This is a genomic window from Archangium sp. Cb G35, from assembly GCF_001896145.1.
Taxonomy (GTDB): domain Bacteria; phylum Myxococcota; class Myxococcia; order Myxococcales; family Myxococcaceae; genus Archangium; species Archangium violaceum.
Genome location: NZ_MPOI01000015.1, coordinates 387,090 through 412,994, shown reverse-complemented (window position 1 = coordinate 412,994; position 25,905 = coordinate 387,090). Strand labels below are relative to the sequence as shown.

General features: G+C 67.7%; 20 protein-coding genes and 1 pseudogene. 11 read left to right on the top strand and 10 right to left on the bottom strand.

What is annotated here, in order from left to right:
- The 3 genes from BO221_RS40555 to BO221_RS40545 all read right to left on the bottom strand — a co-directional run.
- A partial coding sequence (locus BO221_RS40555) for a hypothetical protein (protein WP_198956286.1) occupies positions 1-427 on the bottom strand: 427 nt, incomplete at its 3' end.
- Positions 428-482: 55 nt separating this feature from the next.
- The gene (gene tnpB, locus BO221_RS40550; RefSeq protein ID WP_083680609.1) at positions 483-881 is read right to left on the bottom strand and encodes an IS66 family insertion sequence element accessory protein TnpB; all 399 of its coding nucleotides are present in this window, start codon (positions 879-881) and stop codon (positions 483-485) included.
- Positions 878-1,288, bottom strand: a complete 411-nt coding sequence (locus tag BO221_RS40545; RefSeq protein WP_073558437.1) for a helix-turn-helix transcriptional regulator — start codon at positions 1,286-1,288, stop codon at positions 878-880. Before BO221_RS40545 ends, tnpB begins: the two co-directional genes overlap by 4 nt.
- A 56-nt stretch (positions 1,289-1,344) precedes the next feature.
- Between BO221_RS40545 and BO221_RS40540 the strand changes: the two genes are divergently transcribed.
- Both BO221_RS40540 and BO221_RS40535 read left to right on the top strand, forming a co-directional pair.
- The gene (locus tag BO221_RS40540) at positions 1,345-2,055 is read left to right on the top strand and encodes a hypothetical protein (RefSeq protein WP_073566261.1); all 711 of its coding nucleotides are present in this window, start codon (positions 1,345-1,347) and stop codon (positions 2,053-2,055) included.
- A gap of 59 nt (positions 2,056-2,114) precedes the next feature.
- On the top strand, positions 2,115-3,479 hold the full coding sequence (locus tag BO221_RS40535; RefSeq protein WP_073566260.1) for a hypothetical protein: 1,365 nt from the start codon (positions 2,115-2,117) through the stop codon (positions 3,477-3,479).
- A gap of 44 nt (positions 3,480-3,523) precedes the next feature.
- Here BO221_RS40535 and BO221_RS40530 read toward each other — a convergent pair whose 3' ends face one another.
- The gene (locus BO221_RS40530; protein WP_073566259.1) at positions 3,524-5,707 is read right to left on the bottom strand and encodes a serine/threonine-protein kinase; all 2,184 of its coding nucleotides are present in this window, start codon (positions 5,705-5,707) and stop codon (positions 3,524-3,526) included.
- Between the two features lie 318 nt (positions 5,708-6,025).
- On the opposite strand from BO221_RS40530, the pseudogene BO221_RS57720 reads away from it, so the two are divergent.
- From BO221_RS57720 to BO221_RS40510, 4 genes and pseudogenes are all read left to right on the top strand, one after another.
- Positions 6,026-6,580 (top strand): annotated as a pseudogene (locus BO221_RS57720) (cysteine dioxygenase family protein); the annotation flags it as partial.
- A gap of 168 nt (positions 6,581-6,748) precedes the next feature.
- Positions 6,749-7,711, top strand: a complete 963-nt coding sequence (locus tag BO221_RS57715) for an ABC transporter ATP-binding protein (RefSeq protein WP_369865956.1) — start codon at positions 6,749-6,751, stop codon at positions 7,709-7,711.
- Positions 7,617-8,351: an ABC transporter permease gene (locus tag BO221_RS40515; protein ID WP_233166482.1), complete on the top strand. Its 735-nt coding sequence runs from the start codon at positions 7,617-7,619 to the stop codon at positions 8,349-8,351. Before BO221_RS57715 ends, BO221_RS40515 begins: the two co-directional genes overlap by 95 nt.
- Positions 8,352-8,413: 62 nt before the next feature.
- The gene (locus BO221_RS40510) at positions 8,414-9,445 is read left to right on the top strand and encodes an ABC transporter substrate-binding protein (RefSeq protein WP_073566257.1); all 1,032 of its coding nucleotides are present in this window, start codon (positions 8,414-8,416) and stop codon (positions 9,443-9,445) included.
- A 6-nt stretch (positions 9,446-9,451) separates the two neighbouring features.
- On the opposite strand, the gene BO221_RS40505 is transcribed toward BO221_RS40510, so the two are convergent.
- On the bottom strand, positions 9,452-9,760 hold the full coding sequence (locus tag BO221_RS40505) for a hypothetical protein (RefSeq protein WP_073566256.1): 309 nt from the start codon (positions 9,758-9,760) through the stop codon (positions 9,452-9,454).
- A gap of 227 nt (positions 9,761-9,987) precedes the next feature.
- On the opposite strand from BO221_RS40505, the gene BO221_RS40500 reads away from it, so the two are divergent.
- Together BO221_RS40500 and BO221_RS40495 are read left to right on the top strand one after the other, a co-directional pair.
- Entirely contained in the window at positions 9,988-10,950 is a 963-nt protein-coding gene (locus tag BO221_RS40500; protein ID WP_073566255.1) for a ketopantoate reductase family protein, read from the top strand.
- Positions 10,951-11,082: 132 nt separating this feature from the next.
- Positions 11,083-12,594 (top strand): NAD(P)/FAD-dependent oxidoreductase, encoded by a 1,512-nt coding sequence (locus BO221_RS40495; protein WP_233166477.1) that lies wholly within the window; start codon positions 11,083-11,085, stop codon positions 12,592-12,594.
- On the opposite strand, the gene BO221_RS40490 is transcribed toward BO221_RS40495, so the two are convergent.
- A complete protein-coding gene (locus tag BO221_RS40490) occupies positions 12,572-14,047 on the bottom strand; it encodes a hypothetical protein (protein WP_073566253.1) in 1,476 nt (491 codons plus the stop codon). The genes BO221_RS40495 and BO221_RS40490 overlap by 23 nt on opposite strands.
- Positions 14,048-14,199: 152 nt before the next feature.
- Between BO221_RS40490 and BO221_RS40485 the strand changes: the two genes are divergently transcribed.
- The 3 genes from BO221_RS40485 (at position 14,200) to BO221_RS40475 (ending at position 19,050) form a co-directional block, all read left to right on the top strand.
- On the top strand, positions 14,200-15,948 hold the full coding sequence (locus BO221_RS40485; RefSeq protein WP_073566252.1) for a cytochrome c: 1,749 nt from the start codon (positions 14,200-14,202) through the stop codon (positions 15,946-15,948).
- 177 nt (positions 15,949-16,125) lie between these two features.
- On the top strand, positions 16,126-18,528 hold the full coding sequence (locus BO221_RS40480) for a glutamine--tRNA ligase/YqeY domain fusion protein (protein ID WP_073566251.1): 2,403 nt from the start codon (positions 16,126-16,128) through the stop codon (positions 18,526-18,528).
- Positions 18,529-18,606: 78 nt separating this feature from the next.
- Complete coding sequence (locus BO221_RS40475; RefSeq protein WP_073566250.1) at positions 18,607-19,050, top strand: hypothetical protein; 444 nt, start codon at positions 18,607-18,609, stop codon at positions 19,048-19,050.
- A 5-nt stretch (positions 19,051-19,055) separates the two neighbouring features.
- Here BO221_RS40475 and BO221_RS40470 read toward each other — a convergent pair whose 3' ends face one another.
- The 4 genes from BO221_RS40470 to BO221_RS40455 all read right to left on the bottom strand — a co-directional run bounded on the left by BO221_RS40470 (position 19,056) and on the right by BO221_RS40455 (position 25,871).
- Positions 19,056-20,237 (bottom strand): dienelactone hydrolase family protein, encoded by a 1,182-nt coding sequence (locus BO221_RS40470; protein WP_073566249.1) that lies wholly within the window; start codon positions 20,235-20,237, stop codon positions 19,056-19,058.
- A gap of 16 nt (positions 20,238-20,253) precedes the next feature.
- Positions 20,254-23,613 carry a serine/threonine-protein kinase gene (locus BO221_RS40465; RefSeq protein WP_073566248.1) on the bottom strand — a complete coding sequence of 1,120 codons (3,360 nt, stop codon included), beginning with the start codon at positions 23,611-23,613 and terminating at the stop codon, positions 20,254-20,256.
- A 90-nt stretch (positions 23,614-23,703) separates the two neighbouring features.
- The gene (locus BO221_RS40460) at positions 23,704-25,050 is read right to left on the bottom strand and encodes a DUF2330 domain-containing protein (RefSeq protein WP_073566247.1); all 1,347 of its coding nucleotides are present in this window, start codon (positions 25,048-25,050) and stop codon (positions 23,704-23,706) included.
- Complete coding sequence (locus tag BO221_RS40455; protein ID WP_073566246.1) at positions 25,020-25,871, bottom strand: RnfABCDGE type electron transport complex subunit D; 852 nt, start codon at positions 25,869-25,871, stop codon at positions 25,020-25,022. Before BO221_RS40455 ends, BO221_RS40460 begins: the two co-directional genes overlap by 31 nt.
- Positions 25,872-25,905 lie beyond the last annotated feature (34 nt).

The following is a 25,905-nucleotide window of genomic DNA, read 5'->3' as shown; positions in this document are numbered from 1 at the left end:
GCTCCACCACGTCCACCTCCTCGGCCTCCTCGTAGCAGCCCTTCATCTGCGCCAGCGCCCCGCCGCACTTGGGACACTGCTTGTCGGGCTCCTCCAGCGTGTGTTCCACCTCCAGCGTCGGCAGCGTGGGCTGGGCGCGCGGGCCGTGGCCGTGCGTGGGCGGCTCGGGTTTGTTCCCCTCGTCCTGCTCGCGCTGGGGGCGCTTCTCGCTGGAGCGGCCAAACAGCTCGCCGGTGCGCTGCGCGAGCTGCCGCTCCAACTCCTGCAAACGCAGCTGCAACTCCTCGGCGTCCTTGCCCTGGGCGCTCATCAGCTTGCGCGTGAGCTCCACCACGCGCGCCACCAGGCGTCTGTTTTCCGCCTCCAACAGGAGGGCCGCCTGGCGCAGCCTCTCCACGTCCTTCTCCGTCGTAAGCTGGAAGCTCATGCGCGGGTAGTGCCATGCCAGCACCCGCCCGCGCAAGTAGTGCGCGCGGCATGACTCACGAAGTCACCGCCCCAGCGTCCTCCGGCTGGAAGAGCGGCGCCAGCGTGTACGGCGCGGGCGACAGCGGCGCTCGTCCCACCAGCTCGCTGCCCTCCAGAAACAGGGCCAACTCCGACACCGTCAGCACCAGCGGCGGCTTGTCGCTCTCTGGCTGCCACAGCGGCGCGAAGCGTCCTTTCTCCAGCCGCTTGGCGTACAGGCACAGCCCGGTGCCGTCCCAGAAGAGCGCCTTGGCCCTCTTCCTGTCCCGTCCCACGAAGAGGAAGACGTCGCCCGAGAGGAAGTCGCGGCCCAGTGCCTGCGTCACCAGCCCGCTCAGCGCGTCGTAGCTCTTGCGCATGTCGCACGGCTGCCCGTAGGCGTACACCGCGAGCCTGCGCGTGGAGCCAATCACAGCAGCCCTCGCAGCAACCTCACCGCGTCCTCAACGCACAGGCCCTCTACCCGTACTCCTCCGGGCCCGTGCGCCACCAGCCCTCCTCTTCTGGCCTCGGGGCGCGCGTCCTTCACCTCCACGGGGACCAGCGCTGCCCTCGCGGGCTCCTCATGAGTGGCACGGCGAGCTGCGCTGCCCCAGCGGCTGAGCGTCCAACTGCTCACGCCCAACTCCTTCGCCGCTTCCTCCCTGCTCGCCCCCTGTTGCTGGCGCGCTCGCATGTACGCCACCGCTTCCTGTCTCTGCTCCTGCGTGTAGCGCGTACGCGGGCCCACTTCGCCCCGCTCGAGTACCTGCCGCCGGAACTTCTCCGCCTGCTCCTTCATTTCCATCGCTTCCTCCTCCTTCACGGGGGCGACGGACATGCTCACGCCTCTGCTCTCGCGTCACGACGGGCTCGGGCGAGGATTTACCGAGCACCTTGCACGCGGAGCAGAAGAAGGAAGAGCCTGTTGCCGTACAGCCCCCGAAGTCACTGGACTGCGGGCCCAAGCCCTCAAGCGTGTCGAACCGGGACCAGAAGGACCAGCAGTTGTGGCGACTTGCCAGCATGCAACATGAGCTTTGCCTGAGCGGCAGGTTCCAGGGAGTCGTCGCCGAAAGCTGGACGAAATTGAAGACCCGGGTGGAGAACGCGACAACCAGCCACGAGCGGACGCTCATCAGCTTTGAGATCGAGCAGTTTGCCAGTGCGTTCATGTATGGAAACTCACAGCGGGAGGCGGAACTGCGGGAAGCGGAGCGGCTCGACGTAGAACGGCGGGAGGCAGAGCGTCGGGAAGCAGAACGGCTGGAAGCGAAGCGGCGGGAGGCGACGGAGCAGTTGGAAGTGGAGGCGGAGCGCTTGGACGCTGAACGTGCCCTGATAAAGAAGAAACTGAGCGATACCGCGAATCTGGATACGACCAAGTGCCAGCCTGTTGTCAGTACTGACTGCATGCGCGAACTGCTCATGCAGCGGCTTCGCATCGTTCAGGAGGCATTCCTCCGCACGAATCCACCATCCAAACTCCAACCCATCAGGGAACTCGTGGCGATTGGCAATGAGATCCGGGCGGCGAGTACCAGTGAGAAACTCCAGCAAGCCTGGCAGGTCCTCAACGCCTGGCAGCAGCGGCATTTACCTCAATGAAAGCACACCGATACGTGGGATTGAATTCCGGGAGGTCCGCCCTTCAAGGAGCACTTCTCATGCTCCTGGCCCTGGCCCTGCCCTTCACCGCTTCCGCCGAGAATGGTGGCGAGATCCGCAACTACATCATCTCGATAAACCACCTGGTCGAGAATCTCGACTACGAGCTCGCCCTCAGCCGGATCCAACTCGCACGCCAACTGCCTCGTAGCACGGACGATGAGGTCACCCTCTCCCTTTATGAGGGCATCATCTTGTACGAGTTGCATAAGCAGGGCCCGGCGACTTCTGTCTTCAGGTCCGCCCTCCTGCTGCGACCCGAGGCGAAACTGCCCGTGCAGGTTTCCCCCAAAGTCGACACGCTCTTCGAATCCATACGCAAGGAGGTGAAGCGAAAGGTGGCATCTCTCCTCCCATCGAGCGGAACGGAAAAAACGTCGAACAAGCCGGAGCAGAAGCGAGAAGCGCCTCCCGCTCCACCATCAATGACTCCTGCTCTGGAAAAGGGCGAGGACACGAAGATTGCGCAGTCGCCCAAGGAAAAGCCCTCGAGCGTGGAGCCCAAGACGCCAGCGGCCCAGGTGACAAAGGCTGAATCGAAGCTTCCTCCGATGGCTCCCGCTCCGACCACCCTGAAAGCGGAGCAAAAGAAGGAAGAGCCTGTTGCGGTACAGCCCCCCAAGTCACCGAACTGCGGGCCCAAGCCAGCGAGCGTGTCGCGCCGAAACCAGAAGGACCATCAATTGTGGCGGCTTGCCGGCATGCAGCATGAGCTTTGCCTGAGCGGAAAGTTTCAGGGCGTCGTCGCCAACAGCTTGACGGAATTGAAGGCTCGGATGGAGGAGGCAACAACCAGCTACGAGCGGACGCTCATCACCAAGGACATCGACCAGTTTGCCAGTGAGTTCATTTACAATGACCCCCAGCGGCGGGCGGCGCAGCTGAAAGCGCAGCAGCAGCAAGTGGAGCGACTGAAAGCGGAGCAGCAGAATGCAGAGCTGCGAGCGGCTGAGGCCAAGCTGAGCGAGGAGGAGCGGGCAAAGCGGCTGAAGGAGGAGCGACTCGAGGGGGCACAGCAGGAGCCGAAGCAGCGGGAGGCTGATACCTCCAGGCTCGGGGAGGCACAGCAAGAGACGGAGTCCAAGCAGCTGAAAGCAGAACGCAAGCAGCCGCAGAAGCGCAGTGCTGACCCCAACCTGGACACATCCAGGTGCCAACCCATCGTCAGCGCCGACTGCGAACAGCTCATGCAGCGGCTCCTCTCTGTTCAGGAGGAATTTCTTCTCACGAATCCGCCGTCCAAACTTCCCGCCATCCGGGAGCTCGTAACGATTGGCAAAGAGATTCGGGCGGCGAGCACCGATGAGGAACTCCAGCAAGCCTCGCAAGCCCTCGACGACTGGGAGCAGCGGCGATTGCCCTGATGAATCAGCACATCCCGGAGTGAGGCACGGACCTCCCGTTCGCCTCACTCCTGGAGGAAGTTGTACCGGACGACGGTGGTCTCCCCGCTCACAACCCGGATACTCTGGGTCACCGTCTTGTCCTTGTGGACGAGCTTCACGGTGTAGTTCCCCGGCGGCAACTCCTCGGGCTCGATGGGCGTGTCACCCAATTCCTTTCCACTCAAGAAGACGGTGGCGTAGGGCCGGATACGGAACTCGACGGTCCCCTTCGCCACGGACTTGGGAGCCGACGCCTTCACAACACGCGGGGGGAGCTTCACGGAACCACCCCCACTCGAAGCGCGCTTGGGTGGAACTGTCCCAGGCGACGGATTCTGCGGCTCGGAGGAGGAACCAGCCGGCGCTACACCTGCGTCCTGGGGACCGGCGGCGGAGGCCACTTCGAGCTTCTCATCAGGCCGCACTCCAGCATCGTCTGTAGACGGCGTCATACCTCCGTCTTGGGGCGCAGCTGCGGAGGCCACTTCGAGCTTCTCCTGGGGCTGCGCTCCAGCATTGTCCGTGGACTGATCGGAAGGTGCAGGGGGAGGCGGGGCCGGAGTCACGTCCCTGGCAACGGACTCGTTCGAAGGCTGCTCCGCCTGGATGGAAGAAGCCATCGGAAACATCACGAGTCCCACGCCCGCCACGATGAGCGCCAACGCCGCAAGAGTGGCCTTCCACCTGCCTCCCTGCGGAGGCATGTCGGGCTTCCTCTCCGCCGAGAGCACCTCCATGGAGGGCCGCCTCACTGGCGGCAGCGGCCGAATGTCCGGGATGGTCGGGAACTCGGAGTGTGCCTCCGGCGCATCCTTCACGGCCTGAGGCTGACGCAGTGGCACCGTCTTGGGCGCCTCGGCAACCGCCACCTCCTTCGCCTCCTTCGCCTCCTGCGGCTTGCGCAACTGCACCGTCTTGGGCGCCTCGGCAACAGACACCTGCTCCGTCACTGCCTGAGGCTGGCGCACTTGCACCGTCCTGGATGCCTCGGCAACAACCACCTGCTCCGTCACTGCCTGAGGCTGGCGCAGTGGCACCGTCTTGGGCGACTCGGCAACAGCCACCTGCTCCGTCACTGCCTGAGGCTGGCGCAGTGGCACCGTCCTGGAGGCCTCGCCAGCCGCCGCCTCCTCCTTCACAGGCGAAGCCTTGCGCAGCCGCACCGTCTGGAGCGCCTCGGCGAGCTCGACATCCGTCCTCTCATCGTGAGGCCGCGGCGTGTGAACGGGGGTGGTCGAGTACGTCGCCTCACCGCGCCCGATGCCCGGCTGGGACGTGGACGTCTGTTCGTTGCTGGAGGCGACCTGGGCGATGAGCTGGGCGACCTGCGGCGTCGTCACGGGCTTGCCCACCGAGAGGATGAACTCCTCCAGCTCCGACTGGAACGCGTGGCAGTCCGGGTAGCGCTGCTCGCGGTCCTTGGCGAGTGCCCGGCCCAGGATGCGTCGCATGGAGTCGGGCAGCTCTGGCCGGAACTGCACCGCGGGCATCGGGGATTGGAAGAGGATGGCCCGCATCACACCGACGTCGGACTCCGCCTCGTACGGCTTGTGACCCGTGATCAGCTCGTAGAGCACGACCCCGAGCGCGTACACGTCCACCCGCCGATCCAGGGACTCGGCGCGGACCTGCTCGGGCGGCATGTACGCGATCTTGCCCTTGATGACACCACTCGCGGTCTTGTGGGCCTGACCCGCCGCCTTGGCGATGCCGAAGTCCACCACCTTCACCGAGCCCTGCTTCGACAACAGGACGTTGTCCGGGCTGATGTCCCGGTGGATGAGCCCCTGCGCCTCCCCTGTCTCCGGATCAGAGAAGTCATGGGCGAAGGCCAGACCCTCGCACGCATTCGCGACGAGCCGGGCACACACCGCGAGCGGCAGCTCCACGCCCTGCGCCGAAGCGCGCTTGATGAGCGTGCGCAGGCTGGGCCCGTCGATGTACTCCATCGCCAGGAAGTAGGTGCCCTCGGACTCACCGAAATCGAAGATCTGCACGATGTTCGGGTGGGTGAGCTGAGCGGCCAGCTTCGCCTCGGAGAGGAACATCTCCACGAAGGCGGTTTCCTCGGCCAGGTGCGGCAGGATGCGCTTGAGCACCAGCGTCTTCGCGAAGCCCATGGGACCGGCGGCTTTGGCCAGGAACACCTCGGCCATGCCACCCGTGGCGAGCTTGCGAACCAACTGGTACTTGCCCACTTGCTGCATCACGAACCGTCTCCTCCACGGACCGGGCCAGGCTCTCCCGCCAGGGTGCTCCCGTCCCGCCGTCGCGCGGTGTGAAGGTGTCACAGAATTCGTGCACAAGCGAACCCAGGAACCAGGGGAGGTCTCTTTGATTGACCAGACCGCCCGCCACGATTCCAGGAAAGGCTGCCAGGCAGGCAACCGCCCCTCCTCCCCCAGGCCCGAACCGGGCCCCTCCCCGGCGGCACGCCCCCACCTTGGCTGTGAGGGGTGTCATCCCCACCTTCATCGAGCCCTACCCGTCCTGCGGTCCGATGAAAGGGCGGAAGGAGAGCAACAATGGAACGCAGCCCACCGACCGGATGGCAGGCGATGGACGCTGCTCTCGCACCTGAGCCCGACGCCTCCGTTCCGCCCCGCGCCCTCTCCCTGAGACAGTTCGTCCTCCGCCTCCGCGAGGCCAATGCCCGGGGCGGAATCCAGTCAATCGAGGAGGTGCTCCGGCAGGGACAGTTGCACCGGCGCGCCGTGGAGCCCTTCGCGCTCCTTCAGGACGGGCGCTACACCCGCACGCTGGTGTATCGGGATGAAGACATGGAGGTGCTCGTGCTGGGCTGGGGCCGCAACGCCCGCGCCCCCGTCCACGGGCACGACGGCCAGGAGTGTTTCCTGATGACCGTTGCGGGCGAGCTCGAGGTCGCCGACTACCGCCGGGTGGCGGGCGGCCAGGAGCCCGGCTACGCGCTCGTCGAGCGCGTGGGGCCCCGCCGCACGCTGCTGCCCGGCGCCATGGATCACCGCAACCCCGAGGCGGAGCTCCACTCGGTGCGCACCGGCGCACGCAGCGGCTTCGCCATTTCGTTGCATGTGTATTCCCGCCCCATCGACCACTGCCTCATCTACGAACCCCGCCGCTCCAGTTGCGAGCTGCGCAAACTCCGTTACGACCGTGTGATGCGCCTCGCCGACCCGAACACCCAGCCCGCTCCCCCGCCGAAGGCCGCACCACGCCCTGGACTCCTCACCCGCGTCTGGAGCTCGCTCTTCCGGCGCGTCCGCGAGGTGAAGGAGACCGTCAAGGACACGCTCGTCCCCGCCCTCGTCGGCGAGGAGTCGGCGAAGATCGCCGTCAAGCGCGTGGAGCACAAATACGCCAACAAGGTGGTGGCGCTCCAGGACGTCAACCTCAACATCCGCTCGGGCGAGTTCGTGTGCCTGCTGGGGCCCTCGGGCTGTGGCAAGTCCACCCTGCTGTACGCGCTGGCGGGACAGATTTCCCCCACCGGCGGGCAGGTGCGCATCGACGGCAAGCCCATCACCGGACCGGGGCCGGACCGGCTGCTCATGTTCCAGGAGGCGGCGCTCTTCCCCTGGCTGTCGGTGCGGCAGAACATCGAGTTCGTGCTCGCCGCCCGGGGTCTGTCCAGGGCCGAACGCGCCGAGCGCGCGCGCCGCTTCATCCGCTACGTGCAACTGGATGGCTTCGAGGATGCGATGCCACACGAGCTGTCGGGTGGCATGAAGATGCGCACGGCGCTCGCCCGGGCGCTGGCGGTGGACTCGCCGGTGCTGCTGATGGACGAGCCCTTCGGCTCGCTGGACGCACAGACACGCCTGCACATGCACGAGCTGCTGCAACGCGTCTGGATGGAGACACACAAGACGATCGTCTTCGTCACCCATGACGTGACGGAGGCGCTGGTGCTGGCCAACCGGGTGGTGGTGATGGCGCCTCGGCCCGGCCGCATCCTGAGGGACCTCGAGGTGCGGCTGCCCATGCCCCGGGGGCCCGATGACGTGGCACTGGTGGGGCTGGCGCGGCAGATCCGCTCCATGCTCCGCGAGAGCGAGTCCATGAGCACGCCCGGTACCGGCGCCCGGGAAGAACGAGGAACACACCATGAAGGCGTGGCACCTGGGACAGAAGCTGCTGTTCCTCGCGGGGCTCCTGGTGGTCTGGGAGCTGCTGGCCCGGTTCGGCCCATGGCCGCACCACCTGTTCCCGGGTCCGAGGGCCGTCACTGAGAGCCTCATCTCCATGGCGCGCGATGGCCGGTTGTGGGCCGGCATCACGCGCTCGCTGGGGCGGCTCGCGCAGGGCTACGGGCTCTCCGTGTTCATCGGCGTGCCGCTGGGCGTGCTCCTGGGGCGGGTGAAGTTCCTGCGGCGGCTGCTGCGGCCGCTGGTGGTGGGCCTGCAGGCGCTCCCCTCCATCTGCTGGCTGCCCCTGGCACTGCTGTGGTTCGGCCTCACCGAGACGTCCATCATCTTCGTGGTGGTGATGGGCTCGGTGCTGGCCATCGCCATCGCGGTGGAGGACGGCATCATGGGCGTGGATCCGCTGCTGTTGCGCGTGTCCTCCACGTACGGCATCCGCGGAGCGCGCTTCTACGGGGGCGTGCTGCTGCCCGCGGCGCTGCCTGGCATCGTCACCGGCCTCAAGCTGGGGTGGAGCTTCGCCTGGAGGGCGCTCATGGCCGGCGAGCTGCTCTACGTGTCCGGCGGCCTGGGCCAGTTGCTCACCATGGGCCGCGAGCTGATGGAGATTCCCCAGGTGATGGCGGTGATGGTGTGCATCATCGCCGTGGGCACCCTCATCGACCGCGTCCTCTTCCAGACGGTGGAGCTGCGCGTGCGCCGCCGCTGGGGACTGACAGCGGCCTGACAGAAGTCTCGTACCCCGGTCCATGTGCGGCGGGCCCCGACCCGCCCCACCCTCGGTGGCATATGCGTTTCGGGTTCCTCGTGGTGGGACTCACCGCCCTGTGTCTGGCGGCGAGCGGGTGCAAGAAGGAGCAGGCGGGGGAGGGCTCGGCGAAACAGGGCGTGAAGGAGCAACGGCCGCTGCGCATGGGCTTCTTCCCCAACATCACCCACGGCCAGGCCCTGGTGGGCAACGCCTCGGGGGCCTTCCAGCAGGCCGTCCCCGGCATCGAGATGAAGATGTTCAACGCCGGACCGGCCGCCATGGAGGCGCTCAGCTCCGGCTCGCTGGACGTGTCCTACGTGGGCACCGGGCCCGCCATCAACACCTTCCTCAAGGGCGGACGGGAGCTGCGCGTCATCGCCGCGGCGGCCGACAACGGCGCGGTGCTGGTGACGAAGACGGCACGCACCCCGGCCGAGCTCAAGGGCAAGACGCTGGGTACTCCTCAGCTCGGCAACACCCAGGACATCGCGCTCCGGCACTGGCTGGAGCAGCAGGGCATGAAGGTGGGGCAGGACGTCACCGTCACCCCGCTGTCCAACCCTGGCATCCTCGGCCTCTTCCTCAACGGGAAGATCGAAGGGGCCTGGGTACCCGAACCGTGGGGCGCCCGGATGATCGCCGAGGGTGGCGGCCACATCCTCGTGGACGAGCGCGACCTGTGGCCGGAGCGGCGCTTCCACACCACGGTGCTCGTCACCACCCAGAAGACACTCAAGGAGCGGCCCGAGCAGATCAAACAACTGCTGCGCGCCCACGTGGAGCTCACGCGCCAGTGGCAGCAGCAACCCGACGTCTTCATCTCGCGCGTCAACGAGGCCTTCGGCAAGGTGACCGGGCACCCCATCTCCGAGCCCGTGCTGAAGGACGCCTTCTCCCGGCTACAGCCCGCGCTGGAAGTGGAACCAGGCTCGTTGCAGCAGGCCGCCGAGCACGCGCGTCAGCTCGGCTTCATCTCCAGCTCGGACCTGTCGGGCATGGTGGATGACACACTCCTGCGCGAGGTGATGGGCGCCCAGGGTGCGCCCGCGCAGCGGGACGCGGGGCCCTGACGGCGCTCAGCTCAGCTTGGGGGGGACGCGGTAGATCTCCTCCACGTCGTCGTGGTTGAAGAGGCCCATCGCCTCGCGCTGCACGATGAGCGTCCACTTGCGGTACTCGGCATCGCGCCGCTTCTCGTCGTACTCGGCCAGCTTCTTGTCACGCGCCGGGCTCGGAGCCATGACCCGCACCTGCTGCCCGAGCTGCTGTAACTCGGTGAGCTGCCGCTCAATCCGCTGTCCGAGGGCCTTGATGCTCGCGGCCGCCTCGGCGCGCATCTCGACTTCAATCGCGAGCGTCCCACCGATCGGTTTCTTGCTCGACATGTCTCGTCGACCTCGTTCGTGACCGCCACGAAGAAGATAGGAAAAGGGCAGCTCAGCCGCTTGAAGGAATGCGACACCCGCATTCCAGTGGATACACGCTCCTCATGGACCCTGTCAGGCGGGGCTGTCGCCCACGCGCCGCGGGTGGACGACATGATCCTCCATCGCCGGGCCGAGGTCAGCCACTACGAGGGCAGCCGCCCGGTCGAAATGGTAGGAGTCACGCCATGAGCGAAACCCCTCGGGTGCTGCTGGTCGGTGCGGGAGCCGTTGGCCAGGTGTTCGGGAAGTATCTCCAGGCGGCGGGCTGCGAGCTCTCCTTCCTCGTGAAGGAGAAGTACGCGGACGAAGCGAGGCGCGGTTTCACCCTCTACGAGCTCGGCATGTTCGAGAAGGACCCCGAGCCGGTGACGTTCTCCGGCTTTGGCGTTCACGTCTCGACCGAGGAGGTCTCGGCGCAGCGGTGGGATCAGGTCTGGCTCTGCGTCTCCTCCACGGCGCTGCGGGCCGGAAATTGGGTGAGCGAGCTCGCCCGGGCCACGGGAGATGCCACCTGGGTCATGCTCCAGCCGTCGCTCGATGACCGCGACTGGCTGCTGCAATGGATTGCGGCGGAGCGGCTCGTCTCCGGCATGATTCCCTTCATCAGCTTCCACGCGCCGCTGAAGCCTGGAGAGCGATTTCCAAAGCCGGGCACGGCGTTCTGGATGCCCCCGATGACCCGAGGCCCTTTCAGCGGTCCTCCGGAGCGCCTCCAGCAGGTCATCCGCACCCTGCGAGCCGGCGGGTATCCGGCCCGGGCCAGCCAGGACGTGGCGCGCGACGTGGCGATTCCCTCGGCGGTGCTGACCGTCTTCGTGACTGGCCTGGAAGCGGCGGGCTGGAGTTTCGAGCGATTCCTCCAGCACGACTCGCTGGAGCGCGTCCTCCCGGCCGCGCGCGAAGCAGTCCAGGTCGCGGCCTCGCACACGAAGACGAGCGCATCGGCCGTACTGCCGCTGCTGCGCCCCGCGCTGTTCAAGCTGCTCCTGCCCATCGCGGCCGGGCTCACGCCCTTCGACCTGGAGGCGTACCTGAAATTCCACTTCACCAAGGTGGGAGAGCAGATGCGCTTGATGATGAAGACATACGTGGACCTGGGCAGGAGCGCGGGGTTGCCCGTCGAGCACCTCCAGGCCGCGATGCGCTGAGCGGGAAGAGGCCACCACCGGTTGACCTGGCCAGCACTCGCCGTCAACGTGACGTCTCGAAAAATCGAGGCTCGCCGAATGGAGCCATTGGAAAACCGTGTCAGGATGACCTCCGACGTCCAGGAGCGTGCCGTGACGCGAGAAGACCCGCTGGCTCCACTCCCCCGGAGGGTGGAGGTCGCCATCATCGGGAGTGGCTTCGGAGGCCTGTGCATGGCCATCCGGCTCCGGCACACGGGCATCGAGGACTTCGTCCTGCTCGAGAAGGAGCACGAGGCCGGAGGCTGCTGGCGCGACAACACGTACCCGGGCGCCGCCTGCGACGTGCCCTCGCACCTGTACTCCTTCTCCTTCGAACGCGAGACGGACTGGTCCCGGCACTTCGCGCCCCAGGTGGAGATCCTCGACTACCTGCGCCACTGCGCCGGCAAATACGGCCTCCGCCGTCACCTCCACGTGAACACCGAGGTCACCGGCGCGGAATTCGACGAGGCCGCGGGCCTCTGGCGCATCCACATCGCGGATGGACGCACGCTCGAGGCCCGGGTGCTGGTGTCGGCCTGCGGGCAGCTCAACCGCCCCGCCCTGCCCAGACTCCCGGGGCTGGAGCGTTTCGAGGGCAGGCAGTTCCACTCGGCCCGGTGGGACCACGGCTACCCGCTCGAGGGCAGGACGGTGGCGGTCATCGGGACCGGGGCCAGCGCCATCCAGTTCGTGCCCCAGATTGCTCCACGGGTGAAGCAGCTCTTCCTGTACCAGCGCTCCGCCCCCTACGTCCTGCCCAAGCCGGACCGCGCCTATGGGTGGCTCGAGCGAGCGCTCTTCTCCCAGCTCCCCGCGTCGCAGCTCGGCAGCCGGTGGTGGACGTACTGGCAACACGAGTCACGCGTCCTCGTCTTCGAGGGCCCCGCCTGGGTGCGTGGGATTCTCGAGCGCCGCTTCCACAGACACCTGGAGCGCTCCGTGCCGGATCCGCGGCTGCGCCAGGCCCTCACGCCCACCGACCCCATTGGATGCAAGCGCGTCCTGCTCTCCAACGACTACTACCCCGCGCTCACCCGGCCCAACGTGGAGGTGGTCACCGAGGGCATCCGCGAGGTGACGCGCCACGGCCTCATCACCGTGGATGGGAAGGAGCGCGAGGTGGATGCCCTCATCCACGGCACCGGCTTCCAGGCAACGGACTTCCTGGCGCCCATGCGCATCACGGGCCGTGGCGGCCGGGAGCTCAACGAGGCCTGGCGCGAGGGGGCCGAGGCCTACCTGGGCCTCACCGTCTCCGGCTTCCCCAACCTCTTTCTGCTCTACGGCCCCAACACCAACCTCGGCCACAACTCCATCGTCTTCATGCTGGAGAGCCAGGTGCGCTACGTGCTCGCGTGTCTGCGCGTGCTGCGCGAGCGCAACCTGCGCTTCCTCGACGTGCGCCCGGACGCGCAGCGGGACTTCAACGTCCGGCTGCAACGGAGCCTCGAGCGCTCCGTGTGGGCCGCCGGCTGCACCAGTTGGTACAAGACCGCCGGGGGCAGGAACACGAACAACTGGCCCGGCTTCACGTTCCACTACCGCCGCCAGACACGCGGGCCACGGCTCGCACATTACGAAGCCGTGCAAATCCCCTCTACGGCCCCCGGAGCACGGTGAGTCCCTGGTCGGTGAGAACGAGCAGCATGCTCGGCGTCACCGTGGGCTCGTAGACGAGCTGCAGGACACGCCGGCCGGTCACCTGTGGAACCTGGGCCAGCGTCGTGCCGTCCGCCTCCAGCCGCCAGAGGCCCCCACCATCCGTGCCGATGTAGAGCGCCCCATCATCCGTCGCCTTGAGTGAGAGGATCCGGCTCGTCGGCAGTCCACTGAGCCGCGACCAGTTCCCCGCGGAGCGGGACTTCGGCGTCATCGCCCAGACACCGTACTCCGCGCTCCCCAGGTAGTAGCGGCCCGAGGTGGTCTGCTCGAAGGCACGCCAGAAATCATCGCTGGCCTGACCGTTGAGCGCTTCATTGAAGCCCTTGAACCGCCAGGGCGTGGGACCCTCCCAGGTGTACTCGCGGTCCCACTCCTCCAGCTTGCTGCTCGGGACGAGCACGCCGAGCATCTGCTCGTTGGCCACGAGGACGTCTCCGTTCGGCGCGATTCCCAGTCCGTACATCGGCGGGCACTGGAGCGACTCGTCCTTCGAGCCGTCCGGATTCGTGGTGACGAGGTACCAGCCCGGATGACGGTGGCTGTTGTACGTGAGCCCCTGGATGCGGGTCACTCCGTGGTTGGTCGTGATGTAGAGGTCGCCACGATACGGGCCCCGCGTCACACGGGCGCAGTTCAGGACGCTGCGATCCTCCTCGTAGTGGAAGTCGTTCGTGTTGTGGATGCCAATCTGCTTGCCCTTGTTCGACGAGCCCGTGGTGCGCCAGATGTGCTCCTCGAGCACGACGGTCCCATCCTGCTGGAGGCGGACCGCGTCGAGGTCTCCCTTCTGGTACTCGGCGTAGCGCTCGGGCGTGTAGTTCGGCTCGCCCGGTCCGGGGATGTACGTGCGTTGTGAGATTCCCTCCGCCCGCTGCATCTCCCGCGCGCGATACCCCACGTACGCGCGCCCGGCCTCACCGCCGCAGATGACCGTCGAGCCGACCGCCAGCGAATCCGAACCGAACGGCTGGCGCGCCTGACCAATGCCCGTGGTCCACGCCGGCGCCGTGTCGCCCGGACGCAACACGCCAATACGGTAGCCATCGAGCAGCCACAGGTTCATCCCTTCATCGAGTCCGATGCTCTGGGGTTTCCCAACACCAAACGACAGGGTGTAGTCGAGCACCGCCTCCACCGGCCACGGACCCGCATCCGGTGGCTCGGGCTCCTCCGGCTCCGGCTCTCCGGCATCGGGCGGCGTTCCCCCATCCTCATCCGGAGTGGGGTCCGGGGTCGTACCGGCATCCTCGGAGGGAACGGGAGGGACGTCCGAGGGAACTTCGCTTCCATCGGGTGAACCGGGCTCCTGCGTCTCCCGCGGGTCGACTGTCCGGGTCCGGTCAGTACAACCCACCGAGAGCAATGACACCACCACGAGTCCCGCCCCCAACGCCCCTGCGCGAATGCCCATCCATCCCTCCGTAAGCAGAGACTCCTTCGCAAATCCCAGGCCAGCACCGCGCCCTGGCCAGATTCTGCGCACCCGGTGCACCGATCATGGTCATTTTTTCGCTCGGGGAGGGCGTGTTACCCAAACCATGCCTTTCAACGAAGGAGAGCGGCATGCGCCGGCACCATTTCCCCATCGTTCCCCTGCTCCTGCTGACGGCCTGTGCCAGCACGGGAGAACTTGCCTCGAACAAGCCGCCGCCCCTCGGGAGTCCCCGCGAGCTGCTGAAAGGCTTCCGCGAACGCGCGGGGCTCGTGCTCGAGAAGGATGCCTACGGTGACGGCGCGACGAAGCTCGTCTACCTGGACCAGGGCTGGGGTCCGCCCGAGACCCTCTGGTTCTACCATGCCGATCAGGGCTCGGTGCTCATGCCCTACGACACGCTCGTCCACCTGGAGCAGGCCGGGAATGACCAGCCGTTCATCCACCCCGAGCACATGACGCGGTTCCGGTTCCTCAATCAGCACAGGACCCCGAACAACCCCGACGCGCTCCCCGTGGGCTTCGCACGCCACGAGGACCAGGTGGGCCTGACGTGCGCGGCCTGCCATACCTCGCAACTCAACTACCGCGGCACGGCGATCCGGATCGACGGCGCTCCCGCGCTCGCGGATGTCTCCGGCTTCCTGCGCGAAATGCAGGCGGCGCTGACGGCCACGCTGGCCGATGACGCCAAGCTCGCCCGGTTCGCCACCACGATGCCCAGAGGAGGCCGTGACGAGGCCAGCCGCGAGGCGGCACGCAAGAGCCTCACCCAGACGCTGCGCTGGTTCGAGAGCTACAACACCGCCAACCACTCCTCCACCGTGGAAGGCTTCGGCCGGCTCGACGCGGTCGGACGGATCATCAACCAGGCGATCCGCTTCAGCAGTGACTCCAAGAACAGCATCGAGCCCAATGCACCCACGAGCTATCCCCTCCTGTGGGACGCTCCGCGCCACGACTATGTGCAATGGACGGGCTTCTCGCCGAACGCGGGCGCGGGCTCGCTGGGCCGCAACACTGGCGAGGTGGTGGGTGTGTTCGGGCGCATCGAAGTGAAGCACTACGAGACGGAGCAGGCGGCGAAGAAGGGCTATCCCTCCACGGTCGAGGCGAACGAACTGGTCGCGATGGAGGAGTCCTTGCGAGGGCTGAAGTCACCCCGGTGGCCGGAGAATGTCCTCCCGCCCATCGATCGCACGCTGGCGGCCCGTGGCGAGACCCTGTACCAGGCGCACTGCGTGTCGTGCCATGCCCTCATCGACCGCGATGACCCCAAGCGGAGCGTCACCGCCATGATCACGGGCATCGACGTCGTGGGAACCGATGACACCACCGCCCGGAACATCGCCGAGGCGCGCGTGCCCTCGGGAGTGCTCGAGGGAGCGCTCTCGCCCCAGGGCTCGAAGTATGGCGCGCAGATGAGCGCCCTCTCCCTGGTGGCGGACCTGGCCACCCGCACCGTCTCGGCCAAACCCGATGCGGCACTCAAGTCGCTCGTCAATGCCAGACTCCACCGGCAGGAGAAGACCGCCAAACAAGGCAACCACACCCGGAACAGTGACGCGAACCCGTCCGCCGACCTCCTGGCCTACAAGGCGCGCCCCCTCAATGGGACCTGGGCCTCCTCCCCCTACCTCCACAATGGCTCGGTCCCCACGCTCTACGCGCTGCTGCTGCCGCCCACCGAGCGGCCCCAGACCTTCTCCGTGGGCCGCTGGGAGTACGACCCCAAGCAGGTGGGCTACATCAGCGCCGGCTCCGCCCCCTTCGTGTTCGACACCCGCGTGACCGGTAACTCCAACCGGGGCCACGAGTACGGCGTGACGCTCCCCGACACGGATCGCTGGGCGCTCGTGGAATACCTCAAGACCCTCTGACGCCCCGCCCCGGCCAGCTGACGGCTCCTGGAGCTCCAACGATGCCCTCCTCCCGAGGGGGAGGGCCGCCCGCCGGGAGAGCGGCCAGGGCAGGCTCGGCCCGAGCAACCGCCCCGGCCCCGGCCCGGCCTGCTTCTCTCTCGCCCTGAAGACCAGAACGGCGATAGTAAGGAGCACATGACGAGCAAGCAGCCAGCTGACCTGATTCCCGCGCCCGAGACACGCCGCGTGTCTCCGAACTTCATCACGGAAATCATCGACGCGGACCTCAAGTCCGGGCGGCACACGCGGGTCGTCACGCGCTTCCCGCCAGAGCCGAACGGCTACGCGCACCTGGGGCACGCGTTCGCCAGCTACCTGGACTTCATGACGGCGCAGGACTACGCCGGCGTCTGCCACCTGCGCATGGATGACACCAACCCCGAGGGGGAGACGCAGGAGTACGCGGACAGCATCATCCGCGACATGAAGTGGCTGGGCTGGGACACCTCGCGCCTCTTCTACGCCTCGGACTACTACGAGCAGCTCCACGACTTCGCCGTGCAGCTCATCCGCAAGGGCCTGGCGTACGTGGAGAGCGTCAGCGGCGAGGAGATGGCGCGCCTGCGCGGCACGGTGGAGCAGCCGGGTACGCCCAGCCCGTACCGCAACCGCGGCGTCGAGGAGAACCTGGACCTCTTCCGCCGCATGCGCGCTGGCGAGTTCAAGAACGGCGAGCACGCGCTGCGCGCGAAGATCGACCTGGCCCACCCCAACTTCAAGCTGCGCGACCCGGTGCTGTACCGAATCCTCCACGCGTCCCATTACCGGACCGGGGATAAGTGGTGCATCTACCCGATGTATGACTTCGCGCATCCCATCAGCGACGCGCTCGAGGGCATCACGCACAGCATGTGCAGCCTGGAGTTCGTCGACAACCGGGCCATCTACGACTGGCTGATGGACAACCTGTTCTCCGACAAGGAGACGGGCAAGATGGCGCCGCGCCAGTACGAGTTCGGCCGGCGCAGCATGGAGTACACCGTCGTCAGCAAGCGCAAGCTGCGCCGGCTCGTGCGCGAGGGCGTGGTGAAGGGCTGGGATGACCCGCGCATGCCCACCATCAGCGCGATGCGCCGGCGCGGCGTGACGCCCGAGTCCGTCCGGGCCTTCGCCTCGCAGATTGGCGTGAGCCGCACCAACCGCACCGTGGACCTGGCGCTCTTCGAGAACGCCGTGCGCGATGATTTGAACCTCCGCGCACCCCGCGTGATGGCGGTGATGCGCCCGCTCAAGGCCGTCATCCAGAACCTGGAGGCGGAGCGCACGCTGAGCCTGCCGTACTGGCCGCAGCAGGAAGAGCTCAGCGCCGATGGGAAGGTCCCCCTACCCACCGGGGAGCGCGTGCCGTCCGAGAAGGCGGTGCGCGAGGTGCCGCTCACGCGCGAGCTCGTCATCGAGCACGACGACTTCAGCGCGAATCCGCCCAAGGGCTTCAAGCGGCTCACGCCGGGCGGAACGGTGCGCCTGCGCGGCGCGGGCATCATCCGCTGCGACGAGGTCATCACGGGCGCGAACGGTGAGCCCACGGAGCTGCGCGTCACGCTGCTCGGCGAGGACGCCAAGGCCAGCGGCGTCATCCACTGGGTGAGCGCCACGCGCGGCGTGAGCGCCGAGTTCCGCCTGGTCGACCGGCTCTTCACGGTGCCGGAGCCCGACAGCGAGGCGCAGCAGTTCGACCCCGAGCAGCCCGGCCACGAGGACGACACGAAGCCGGTGAACACGGACTTCATGCGTTTCGTGAACCCGAACAGCCTGGTGGTGACGCGCGGGATGGTGGAGCCGAGCGTGGCGAAGGACCCCGCCGACGCCCGCTACCAATTCGAGCGCACCGGGTACTTCTGGCGCGACCCCGTGGACAGCCGCGACACCGCGCTCGTGTTCAACCGCATCATCACGCTGAAGGACACCTGGGGGAAGAAGGCGGAGACCACGGAGTCGGCAAAGGCGGCCCAGAAGAAGGCGGATCAGCGATTCGAGGACAAGATCCTCAAGGATCCGCCCGTGCGTCCGGCACTCACCGCGGAGCAGGAGGCCACGGCCGCGCGCCTGCGCCAGCAGGGTGTCTCCGAGAACGACGCGTCCCTGCTCGCCCGCGAGCCGCAGCTCGCCGCGTACCTGGAGGGTGCGGGTGGCAAACGGCTGGCGGAGCTCGCGCCCTGGGTGGTGAACGATCTGGCCACGCCCATCCGCGAGGGCACCAACCGCGTGGGCGTGGACGCGCTCGCGGCGCTGGTGACGCTGGTGGCCGAGGGCAGCATCAGCGCCCGCATCGCCAAGGACGTGCTCGCGGAGGCGCAGGCCTCGGGCGAGGCGCCCGCGAGCATCGTGGAGCGCAAGGGCCTGCGCGTCGTCAGCGACGAGGGTCAGCTGCGCACCGCCATCCAGGGCGTCCTGGACGCCAACCCCGCGAAGGTCGCCGAGTACCGGGGCGGCAAGAAGGGCCTCACCGGCTTCTTCACCGGCCAGGTCATGCGCGCCACCAACGGCCAGGCGGACCCGAAGGCCGTCGCGCGTCTGCTGAGTGAGATGCTCGGTTAGCCGGGCAGGCGAAGCCTGGCGGGGCGCGCTCTCTCAGCGCCCCGCCAGAAGCCGAGCCGCTCACCCGCCGTGACGCCCATGGAGAACGACTCCGCCCCCCTCATCGTCGATGACTCCCTCTGGCCCCTGCTCATCGTCCAGATACGAGAAGCGGTCCCGCTCGCGCGCTTCGAGGAATACCTCGCGCAGCGGCTCACCTACCTGCAGCGCGCGGAGAAGCACGTCACCCTCTTCGACATGCGGCACTCGCCCATGCTCTCCTCCGAGCTCCGCCAGCGTCAGGGCGAGTGGCTGAAGCAGCATGCGTCCCTGCTCGACACCCAGATGCTGGGCTACGCCCTGGTCATCACCTCACCGCTCCTGCGGTTGATGATGTCCACCTTCCTCAAGTTCAGGCCGCGCAATGCCCCCTACGTCGTCACGCCCCGCATGGACGACGCGGCGCGCTGGTGCCTCAACCTGCTCGAGGAGTCCGGCAGCCACCCTCCCGCCGAGCGCATCAAGGCCCACTTCGGGCTGTGAGCCGGCTATTTCGGAGGCGGGGGAGCATTCGCGAGGATCGCCTCCACCCGAGGGTCCTTCCGGAAGGTCTCGAACTTCGCTCCGGTCCTGATCGGTTCCGCGAAGAACCGGATCCACGGCTTCATGCCCTCTAGCAGCGCCACGGCCTTCTCGGTCTCCCCCGCTTCCACGAGCAACTCCAACAGGGCGAAGGCCACGACCCCGCGGTTGGGAGTACCGAGCGCCAGGGCCCTCTCGAAAGCGGCCCTCGCGCCCGCCGCGTCTCCCGTCTCGCGCCGCGCCTCCCCCACCCGCTGCCACACGAGCGCGTCCAAGGGCGCTGACTTCACGGCCTCCTCATAGCCCACCACCGCGGCCTTCCAGTCACCCCGGAACGCGGCCCCGGAGGCGCTCGCCAGCGGCACGCCGGCCTTGATCGACGCCGAGAGCCCGGTCGTGAGCACGCGCTCGAGGAAGTCGAGCGTGCGAACAATGGCCGCCCTCGAGGTCTCGGCGTCGTCGCGGATGTCGAAGGCGTGATTCGCGGCCGGGACGTTCAGCAGCTCCACCGGCGCGTTCTCCCGTGCCGCCTGCGCCACGAGGGCGTCGAGCCCACGGTTGAGGCTCGCGCTGTCCAACCCGGCCCGCACGAAGAGGACCGGCAGGTCCGGACGGAAGGCGGTCACCTCGGCAGTGCCGTAGTACACCACCGCCGCCGTGACCTCGGGAGTCTCCACCGCGAGCGGCAGTCCCCGCCGCACATTGGCCGAGCACGCCCAGAGGGCCACGCGCGCTCCGTCCACGCCGAGCGCGCTCCCCTGCGTCCGCAGGTGCCGCAACAGCGCGCGCAGATCCTCGTCCACGCTGGCCTCACGCGTCTCCAGCACGATCCCCGCGAGCCCCCTCGCCGTCACCGCCCGGCTCCAGCTCGTGTACTGCACGTGCCCCCGCATCCACGGAGCCCCGATGCCATTCACGAACACCACCACCGGCACGGGGCCCTTGCGGCCCGCGGGAAGGTAGAGATCGAACGCCAGCCGCGAGCCCCCACTCTCGTAGGCCAGGTCCTTGCGAACCTTGATGCGTCCCTGCGCGGGCAGCGGCGCCATGAAGCGCTCACTCGCGGGTGAGGGCGAGACAGGCGTGGTCCGCGGAGCCGGCGGAGCGGCGAGCAGGAAGAGCGCGAGCGGCACGAAGGCGAAGTGCATGAGCGAAGCTCCTGGTTCAGGGACGAAGAGGTGCGGGAGGGCCTTCCTGGTCGGCCGAGAAGGACTTCAGCCAGGCGAGCAGGGCCTCCGGCTCGAAGGGCAGGTCATCCGGCCAGAGCCGGACGGAGCCGTCCTCACCGGTGGAGGCGAGCGTCTTGCCGTCCGGGAAGAAGGCCACCGCCGCCACCTGCCCCATGTGGCCTCGCAAAGCGCGGCTCTCCAGGGTCGCCAGGTCCCACAGCCGCACGGTCTTGTCGAGACTCGCCGAAGCCAGACGCGTTCCATCCGGCGAGAAGGCGAGATCCAGCACATCGCCCTGGTGGCCACGGGGCACGAGGATCGGCACGCGCTTTCGCGCGTCCCAGAGCATCACGCTGTCATCCTTCTGGTTGCGGCTGGCCACCACATCCCCCTGGGGCGAGTAGAGCAGTTCCAGGACGACTCCACCGCTCGGGTTGTTGGCAACGCTCTGGCCGCTTTTCACATCCCAGAAGATCACCTGTTCCAATCCGCCCGTGACGAGGTGCTCGCCATTCGGGGAGAAAGCCATGGCGCGCACGACATGCTGGTGCCCGTTCAGGAGCCGGAACTTGCCCGGCGTGGTCACGTTCCACAGCCGTACCTCCTTGTCCTCGCCCGCGGAGGCGATGAGGCCGCCGTCGGGTGAGAACGCGAGCTGCCACACCATCTTCCCATGTGCTCCGAGACGCTGACCCTTCCCCGAGGCGACATCCCACAGCCACACCCCACCTTCCTCGTCCGACGAGGCGAGGCGCTGGCCGTCTCCAGAGAAGGAGATCGCCGTGACGCGGGCTCCAGGTCCTGACTGGAGTGGCCGCTCGCTTCCCGTGGCGGAGGCGTACAGGTGCAGCCGTCCATCGAGTCCACCCGCGGCCAGCCACTGTCCATCCCCGGAGAAGCGCACCGTGCCCGGAGAAACACCCGTTACCTCCAGGAAGGGCTTCCCCGAGGAGGCATCGAGGAGACGCAGGGCGCCCTGCTCGGACAGAGAGGCCAGCCGCTGGCCATCGGAGGAGAGATCCAGCGAGACCTGTGGACCCGCGCCCGCGGAGAGCACACGATGGAGCTTCCGCTCCATGGAGAACAGACGCACCTGCCCGGTGAAGCTGGCGACGGCCAACCGCTGGTCATCCGGCGAGAACAGGACGAGGTGGGCTTGTTGCCGGGGCCCACGCAGCAGGCGGGGCTCTCCGGTCTCGAGCTCCCAGAGCACCGCGGTCCGATCCGCGCTGGCCGAGGCGAGGTAGCGGCCATCCAAGGTGACATCCAGGCTGTTGACGAGCCCCTCGTGGTGGTGGAGCTCCCGCGATTGGCCCGTAGCGGCGTTCAGCAGCCGGATCACTCCCTCCTGGGTTCCAATGGCCACCCAGGGAGTCCCCGGGACAAAGGCGAGCGACGTGCCGATGCCGAGGTTGCGTGCGAGCAGTTGTCCCTCGGTGGTTCCAGGACTCCAGCGATGGAGCTCTCCCCGCATGTTCACCGTGAAGAAGAGGCCCTCCGCGGAGAAGCCCCCCACGGTGGGCCTCGCCTGCTCCAACACCTGGAAGGAGCCCGTGTCCGCGTCGCCAAGGGCCGAGGCGGCGTTGCGGTGGCCTCGCACGAACACCCAGGAGCCCAAGGGTGAAGCCAACAGTTCCTGGATGCCCTGGACACCCGTGTGAAACGTGCGGGTCTCGCCCGTGGCCAGGTCCCAGCGGTAGAGCACGTCATCCGTCTGGGTGGCGGCAAGCAGGCACCGGCCCTGACAACCTACCGTGAGCGCCGAGACGGGGTTCCACAACTTCGCGAGGACCTTCCCCTCGACATTGCCGTCCACGGCGGAGAGCGTCCACTGGCGCAGGACGCCGTCCTTGTCGCTGGAGATGAAGCCCTGCCCATCCGGGAGCATCTGGATCCGCCACACCTCGTTGGCGTGGCCCCTCAGCACCGGGAGTTCCCTGTCCTGCACGAGGTCCCAGACACGCAGCGTGCGATCGTCGCTGGCGGAGACGAAGTACCTGCCATCGGCCGTGAATGAGATGTCGTTGATGTGCTGGGTGTGGCTTCGCAGCACCCTGGCGAATCCCTGGGCCTGGGCGTCCGCCGCGATCGTCCGCGCCGCCGACCACTTCTCGAAACCGGGCGGGAGATTCCTCAAGGATTCGAGGGAGTCGTTGGGCGCTTCCGCCACGATGTCCCGCGCCTGGGTCAGCCGGAGCTCATCGTACGCCTCCTGGGCCCTCTTGGACTCGTCGTGGATCTCACGGATGCTCTCCGCGCCCAGGGCGGCGAGCAGCAAGAGGAACGTCACCGCGGCCCGGTAGCGCCGCACGAAGCGGCGCAGCAGATCCATCCGCGAGTACTCGTAGGCTCCGACGATCTGTCCCGTCTGGAAGCGGCGCAGGTCCTCCGCCATCTCGCGCGCGGTGGCGTAGCGCTCGGCGGGCTCGCGCGCCATCGCCTTGGTCACGATCGCCTGCAAGTCCCTTGGGATGTGGGCATGGAGGGTGACCAGCGGTGGCGGTGGGCCCTTCATCACCCGCGCCAGCACCTGATCCGAGGTCGTCCCATCATAGGGACGAGAGCCCGCGAGCAGGTGATAGAGGATGGCGCCCAGAGCATAGACGTCGGCACGCTCGTCCACGGGCCGGCCCGCGGCCTGCTCTGGAGGCATGTACGCGGGCGTCCCCATCACCGTGCCAACCCGGGTCATGGCGCCGTCCGTGGCGGCGTGCGTGGCGGCGAGAGCCTGCGTGGGTGCGGTGTCCTCCACGCGCGAGAGCTCCTTGGCCAGGCCCCAGTCGATGACCACCGTCTCGCCGAAGTCTCCCACCAGGATGTTGGCCGGCTTGAGGTCGCGGTGGATGATGCGCTCGGAGTGCGCGTAGGCCATGGCCTCGGCCACCGCCAGCACATGGGGCAACAAGGCCAGCCGCTCCTGCAACGTCTTGCGCCCGGAGAGCACATCCGCCAGCGAGCAGCCGGAGACGAGCTTCATCGAGTAGAAGAGCTCACCATCCGGCCAGCGTCCCGCCTCGTACACCGGCACGATGGCGGGGTGTTGCAGACGCGCGGTGACGAGCGCCTCGGTCAGGAAGCGGGACTCGGTCTCCGGCGAGGGCGAGAGCATCTGCTTGATGGCCACGGGCCGGCGAAGCCGCAGGTCCCGGGCGCGGAGGATGCGGCCGATGCCTCCCTGTGCCAGCTCCCCGTGGACGGCGTAGTACGCCGGGTCCACCACGGGCATCAGGGACGATGGTTCCAGGCGCGCGGGAGAGGACGCCGGCAGCGTGGGCGCGCTCCCGATGCCGGAGGCATCCTGTGCGGGGGCCGCGTCCGCGGATACACCGTCCTCGACGGGTCTGGCCTGACTCATGACTGCGCTCTCCCTGGAACACCTGATCTCGATGGAGAGAACCTTTTTATGATTACGCGCGGTGCGAGTCGAGGGCACGCGAAGGACGGCTCACCGCCAGAGCCGCCGGTACCAGGGCTCCGGTGGCTTGCCGCCCGCGGCCTTCTTCCCGGGCGCGTCGTCCCCCATCTTCTTCGTGATGGTGCCCAGGTCCCAGCCCGTGAGGTTCGCCAGCGTCTCCGCCTCCTGCTGGTGGCGATTGTCCAGCGCCTTCAGGTACTGCTTGCCCGCCTCGCACGACAGCTCCCCCTTGAAGGCATGCCTCAGCACGTAGCGCGCCTGGAAGTTCTGCCGGTCGCTCGTCACCTGGAACACCAGGTCCTCGGGGAAGTGCTCTCCGTCGTAGCGCGCGTGCAGCCGCGTGAGCACCACCTGGGAACCGCCTCCCATCGTGGGGTTGCGCTCGTCCAGCCAGAACACCCCGAGCGCCCTCAACTCCTGTGGGCTCAACGGATCCGCCGCGCAGGGGTCGCACCACCCCATGTCCCAGACGTACTCGGTGAAGAGGGCGCGCTTCTCCTCCCGCGCGTGGGCCTTCTCGAAGAGCGCCGGATAGAATTGTTTGAACTCCTCCTTCACGAACACGGGAAGGTCCATGTTGCTGGGAATCTTCACCGTGCGGTAGTTGGAGGACTCCACCCGCCCCTGCCGCGTCATCGCGTAGATGACCAGGTCCTGCGGGCCCTTCGCGTTCGCCATGCCCAGGCGGATGGGCAGCATGAACTTCTTCGACTCGTAGGCCATCTGCAGCGGCCGCAGGTAGTTGAAGCCCTGGCTCTTGTGCTCCTTCAGGTTCACCCTGGCCACGAAGAACTTCATGTCCTGCTTGATGTACGGCTCCAGCGCCTTCGCGGCCCGCGGCGGAATCTTGTAGCCACTCTCGCGCAGCCACGTCTCCAGCCCCGACGACTCCTTCGCCGACAGCAGGACGATGTCGTACTCGCCAATGGTGTACTCAGCTTCCACCGTCACGCCCAGGCTCTTGCGCCGGACCGCGTCCACCCGAGCTCCCTCCGGCGCGCCGACCGAGGGCAACGCATCCTGCAATCTCGCCATCGGCGGGGCACACGGATCCTCGTCGAAGTACTCCACCAGCCGCGGCGCGGAGTACGCATCCAGCCGCTCCACGTACTTGCGCTCCCCCACGTGGATCTGCTCGCGCTCGAGCACCACCGGCACGGGCACCACCAGCGCGAAGTCGGTGAGCTCTCCCTTGTAGTCGTTGGACATGGTGATCACCGTGCGCTCGCCATCGCGCACCAGCACCACCTGCGAGGCCTCGTTGAAGAGGCTCGTGTCCGCCTTGCCCACGTAGAAGCCACAGAAGGCCTCGGCGGCGGGCGCGGCGAGCGTCAGGAATCCAGCCGTCATGCCGGCTGCGAGGACACGGAAACGCATGCGTCGTTCCTTTCCGGTGCTCCTCCTCCCGGCCACTGGAAGCGGCCAGAGGGCAGCACACGGTCGATGAGGGGAGTGAGGGGAGACACCAGGCAGAGCGCCCAGACGAGCGCGTTCTGCCACCACAAGCCGTGCAGCATGAAGAAGGCCAGCCCGGCCACGGAGACGGCGTAGAGGACGCGCCCCACGCGGTGGTCCGGCGTCGTCTTCGGGTCGGAGATCATGAAGAAGGTGAAGAGGATGAGGCCGCCGGCGGACAACTGGTGCTGGAGGCTGGCCCAGGGCGCGCCCAGGTAGAAGATGCGGGCCGCCTTGAGCAGCACCCACGAGCCCAGGAAGGCCAGGCTCACGTCCGAGCGGAACGAGCGGTGCGCCACCGCCAGGCCGAACGCCGCGAACCACCCCAGCAGCGCGCCACTGTGGCCCCACTGGCTGGGCGAGCACCACGCGTGCGCGGTGAGCAGCATGGCCACCACCAGGCCCAGGTTGGTGGGGTTGAAGAGGTGCTTGCCGCGCACACGCAGGACGAACTTGCTGGAGATGGCCACCGCCGCGGCGAAGGGCCCCACCCAGAAGGCATCGGTGCGCAGCAGCAGCGACAGCCCCAGCGAGGTGATGAGCGGCGAGAGGTACCCCACCGGTGGCGCCCGGAACAGGCGCGTCATGGCCCACTGCGTCACGCACGCGGTGAGGATGATGAGGGGAGGCTGCCAGACGGGAATGTCGAAGCCCAGCCACCCCACGCCCGCCACCAGGAAGGAGGAGAGGAAGGCGATCTGGAGGTAGCGCGGGTCGCGGGGAAGCGCGGCGGCGAGCGTCATGCGCCCATCAACGGCCGACCCGCCAGAAAAGGTC

Excerpts from the sequence above, each read along its gene's own strand:
- BO221_RS40535 (WP_073566260.1), top strand. The coding sequence starts at position 2,115 with ATGCTCCTGGCCCTGGCCCTGCCCTTCACCGCTTCCGCCGAGAATGGT.
- BO221_RS40510 (WP_073566257.1), top strand. The coding sequence starts at position 8,414 with ATGCGTTTCGGGTTCCTCGTGGTGGGACTCACCGCCCTGTGTCTGGCG.
- BO221_RS40500 (WP_073566255.1), top strand. The coding sequence starts at position 9,988 with ATGAGCGAAACCCCTCGGGTGCTGCTGGTCGGTGCGGGAGCCGTTGGC.
- BO221_RS40530 (WP_073566259.1), bottom strand. The coding sequence starts at position 5,707 with ATGCAGCAAGTGGGCAAGTACCAGTTGGTTCGCAAGCTCGCCACGGGT.
- BO221_RS40545 (WP_073558437.1), bottom strand. The coding sequence starts at position 1,288 with ATGTCCGTCGCCCCCGTGAAGGAGGAGGAAGCGATGGAAATGAAGGAG.
- BO221_RS40505 (WP_073566256.1), bottom strand. The coding sequence starts at position 9,760 with ATGTCGAGCAAGAAACCGATCGGTGGGACGCTCGCGATTGAAGTCGAG.
- BO221_RS40480 (WP_073566251.1), top strand. The coding sequence starts at position 16,126 with ATGACGAGCAAGCAGCCAGCTGACCTGATTCCCGCGCCCGAGACACGC.
- BO221_RS40470 (WP_073566249.1), bottom strand. The coding sequence starts at position 20,237 with ATGCACTTCGCCTTCGTGCCGCTCGCGCTCTTCCTGCTCGCCGCTCCG.
- BO221_RS40485 (WP_073566252.1), top strand. The coding sequence starts at position 14,200 with ATGCGCCGGCACCATTTCCCCATCGTTCCCCTGCTCCTGCTGACGGCC.
- BO221_RS40460 (WP_073566247.1), bottom strand. The coding sequence starts at position 25,050 with ATGCGTTTCCGTGTCCTCGCAGCCGGCATGACGGCTGGATTCCTGACG.
- BO221_RS40465 (WP_073566248.1), bottom strand. The coding sequence starts at position 23,613 with ATGAGTCAGGCCAGACCCGTCGAGGACGGTGTATCCGCGGACGCGGCC.
- BO221_RS40455 (WP_073566246.1), bottom strand. The coding sequence starts at position 25,871 with ATGACGCTCGCCGCCGCGCTTCCCCGCGACCCGCGCTACCTCCAGATC.
- BO221_RS40475 (WP_073566250.1), top strand. The coding sequence starts at position 18,607 with ATGGAGAACGACTCCGCCCCCCTCATCGTCGATGACTCCCTCTGGCCC.
- BO221_RS40490 (WP_073566253.1), bottom strand. The coding sequence starts at position 14,047 with ATGGGCATTCGCGCAGGGGCGTTGGGGGCGGGACTCGTGGTGGTGTCA.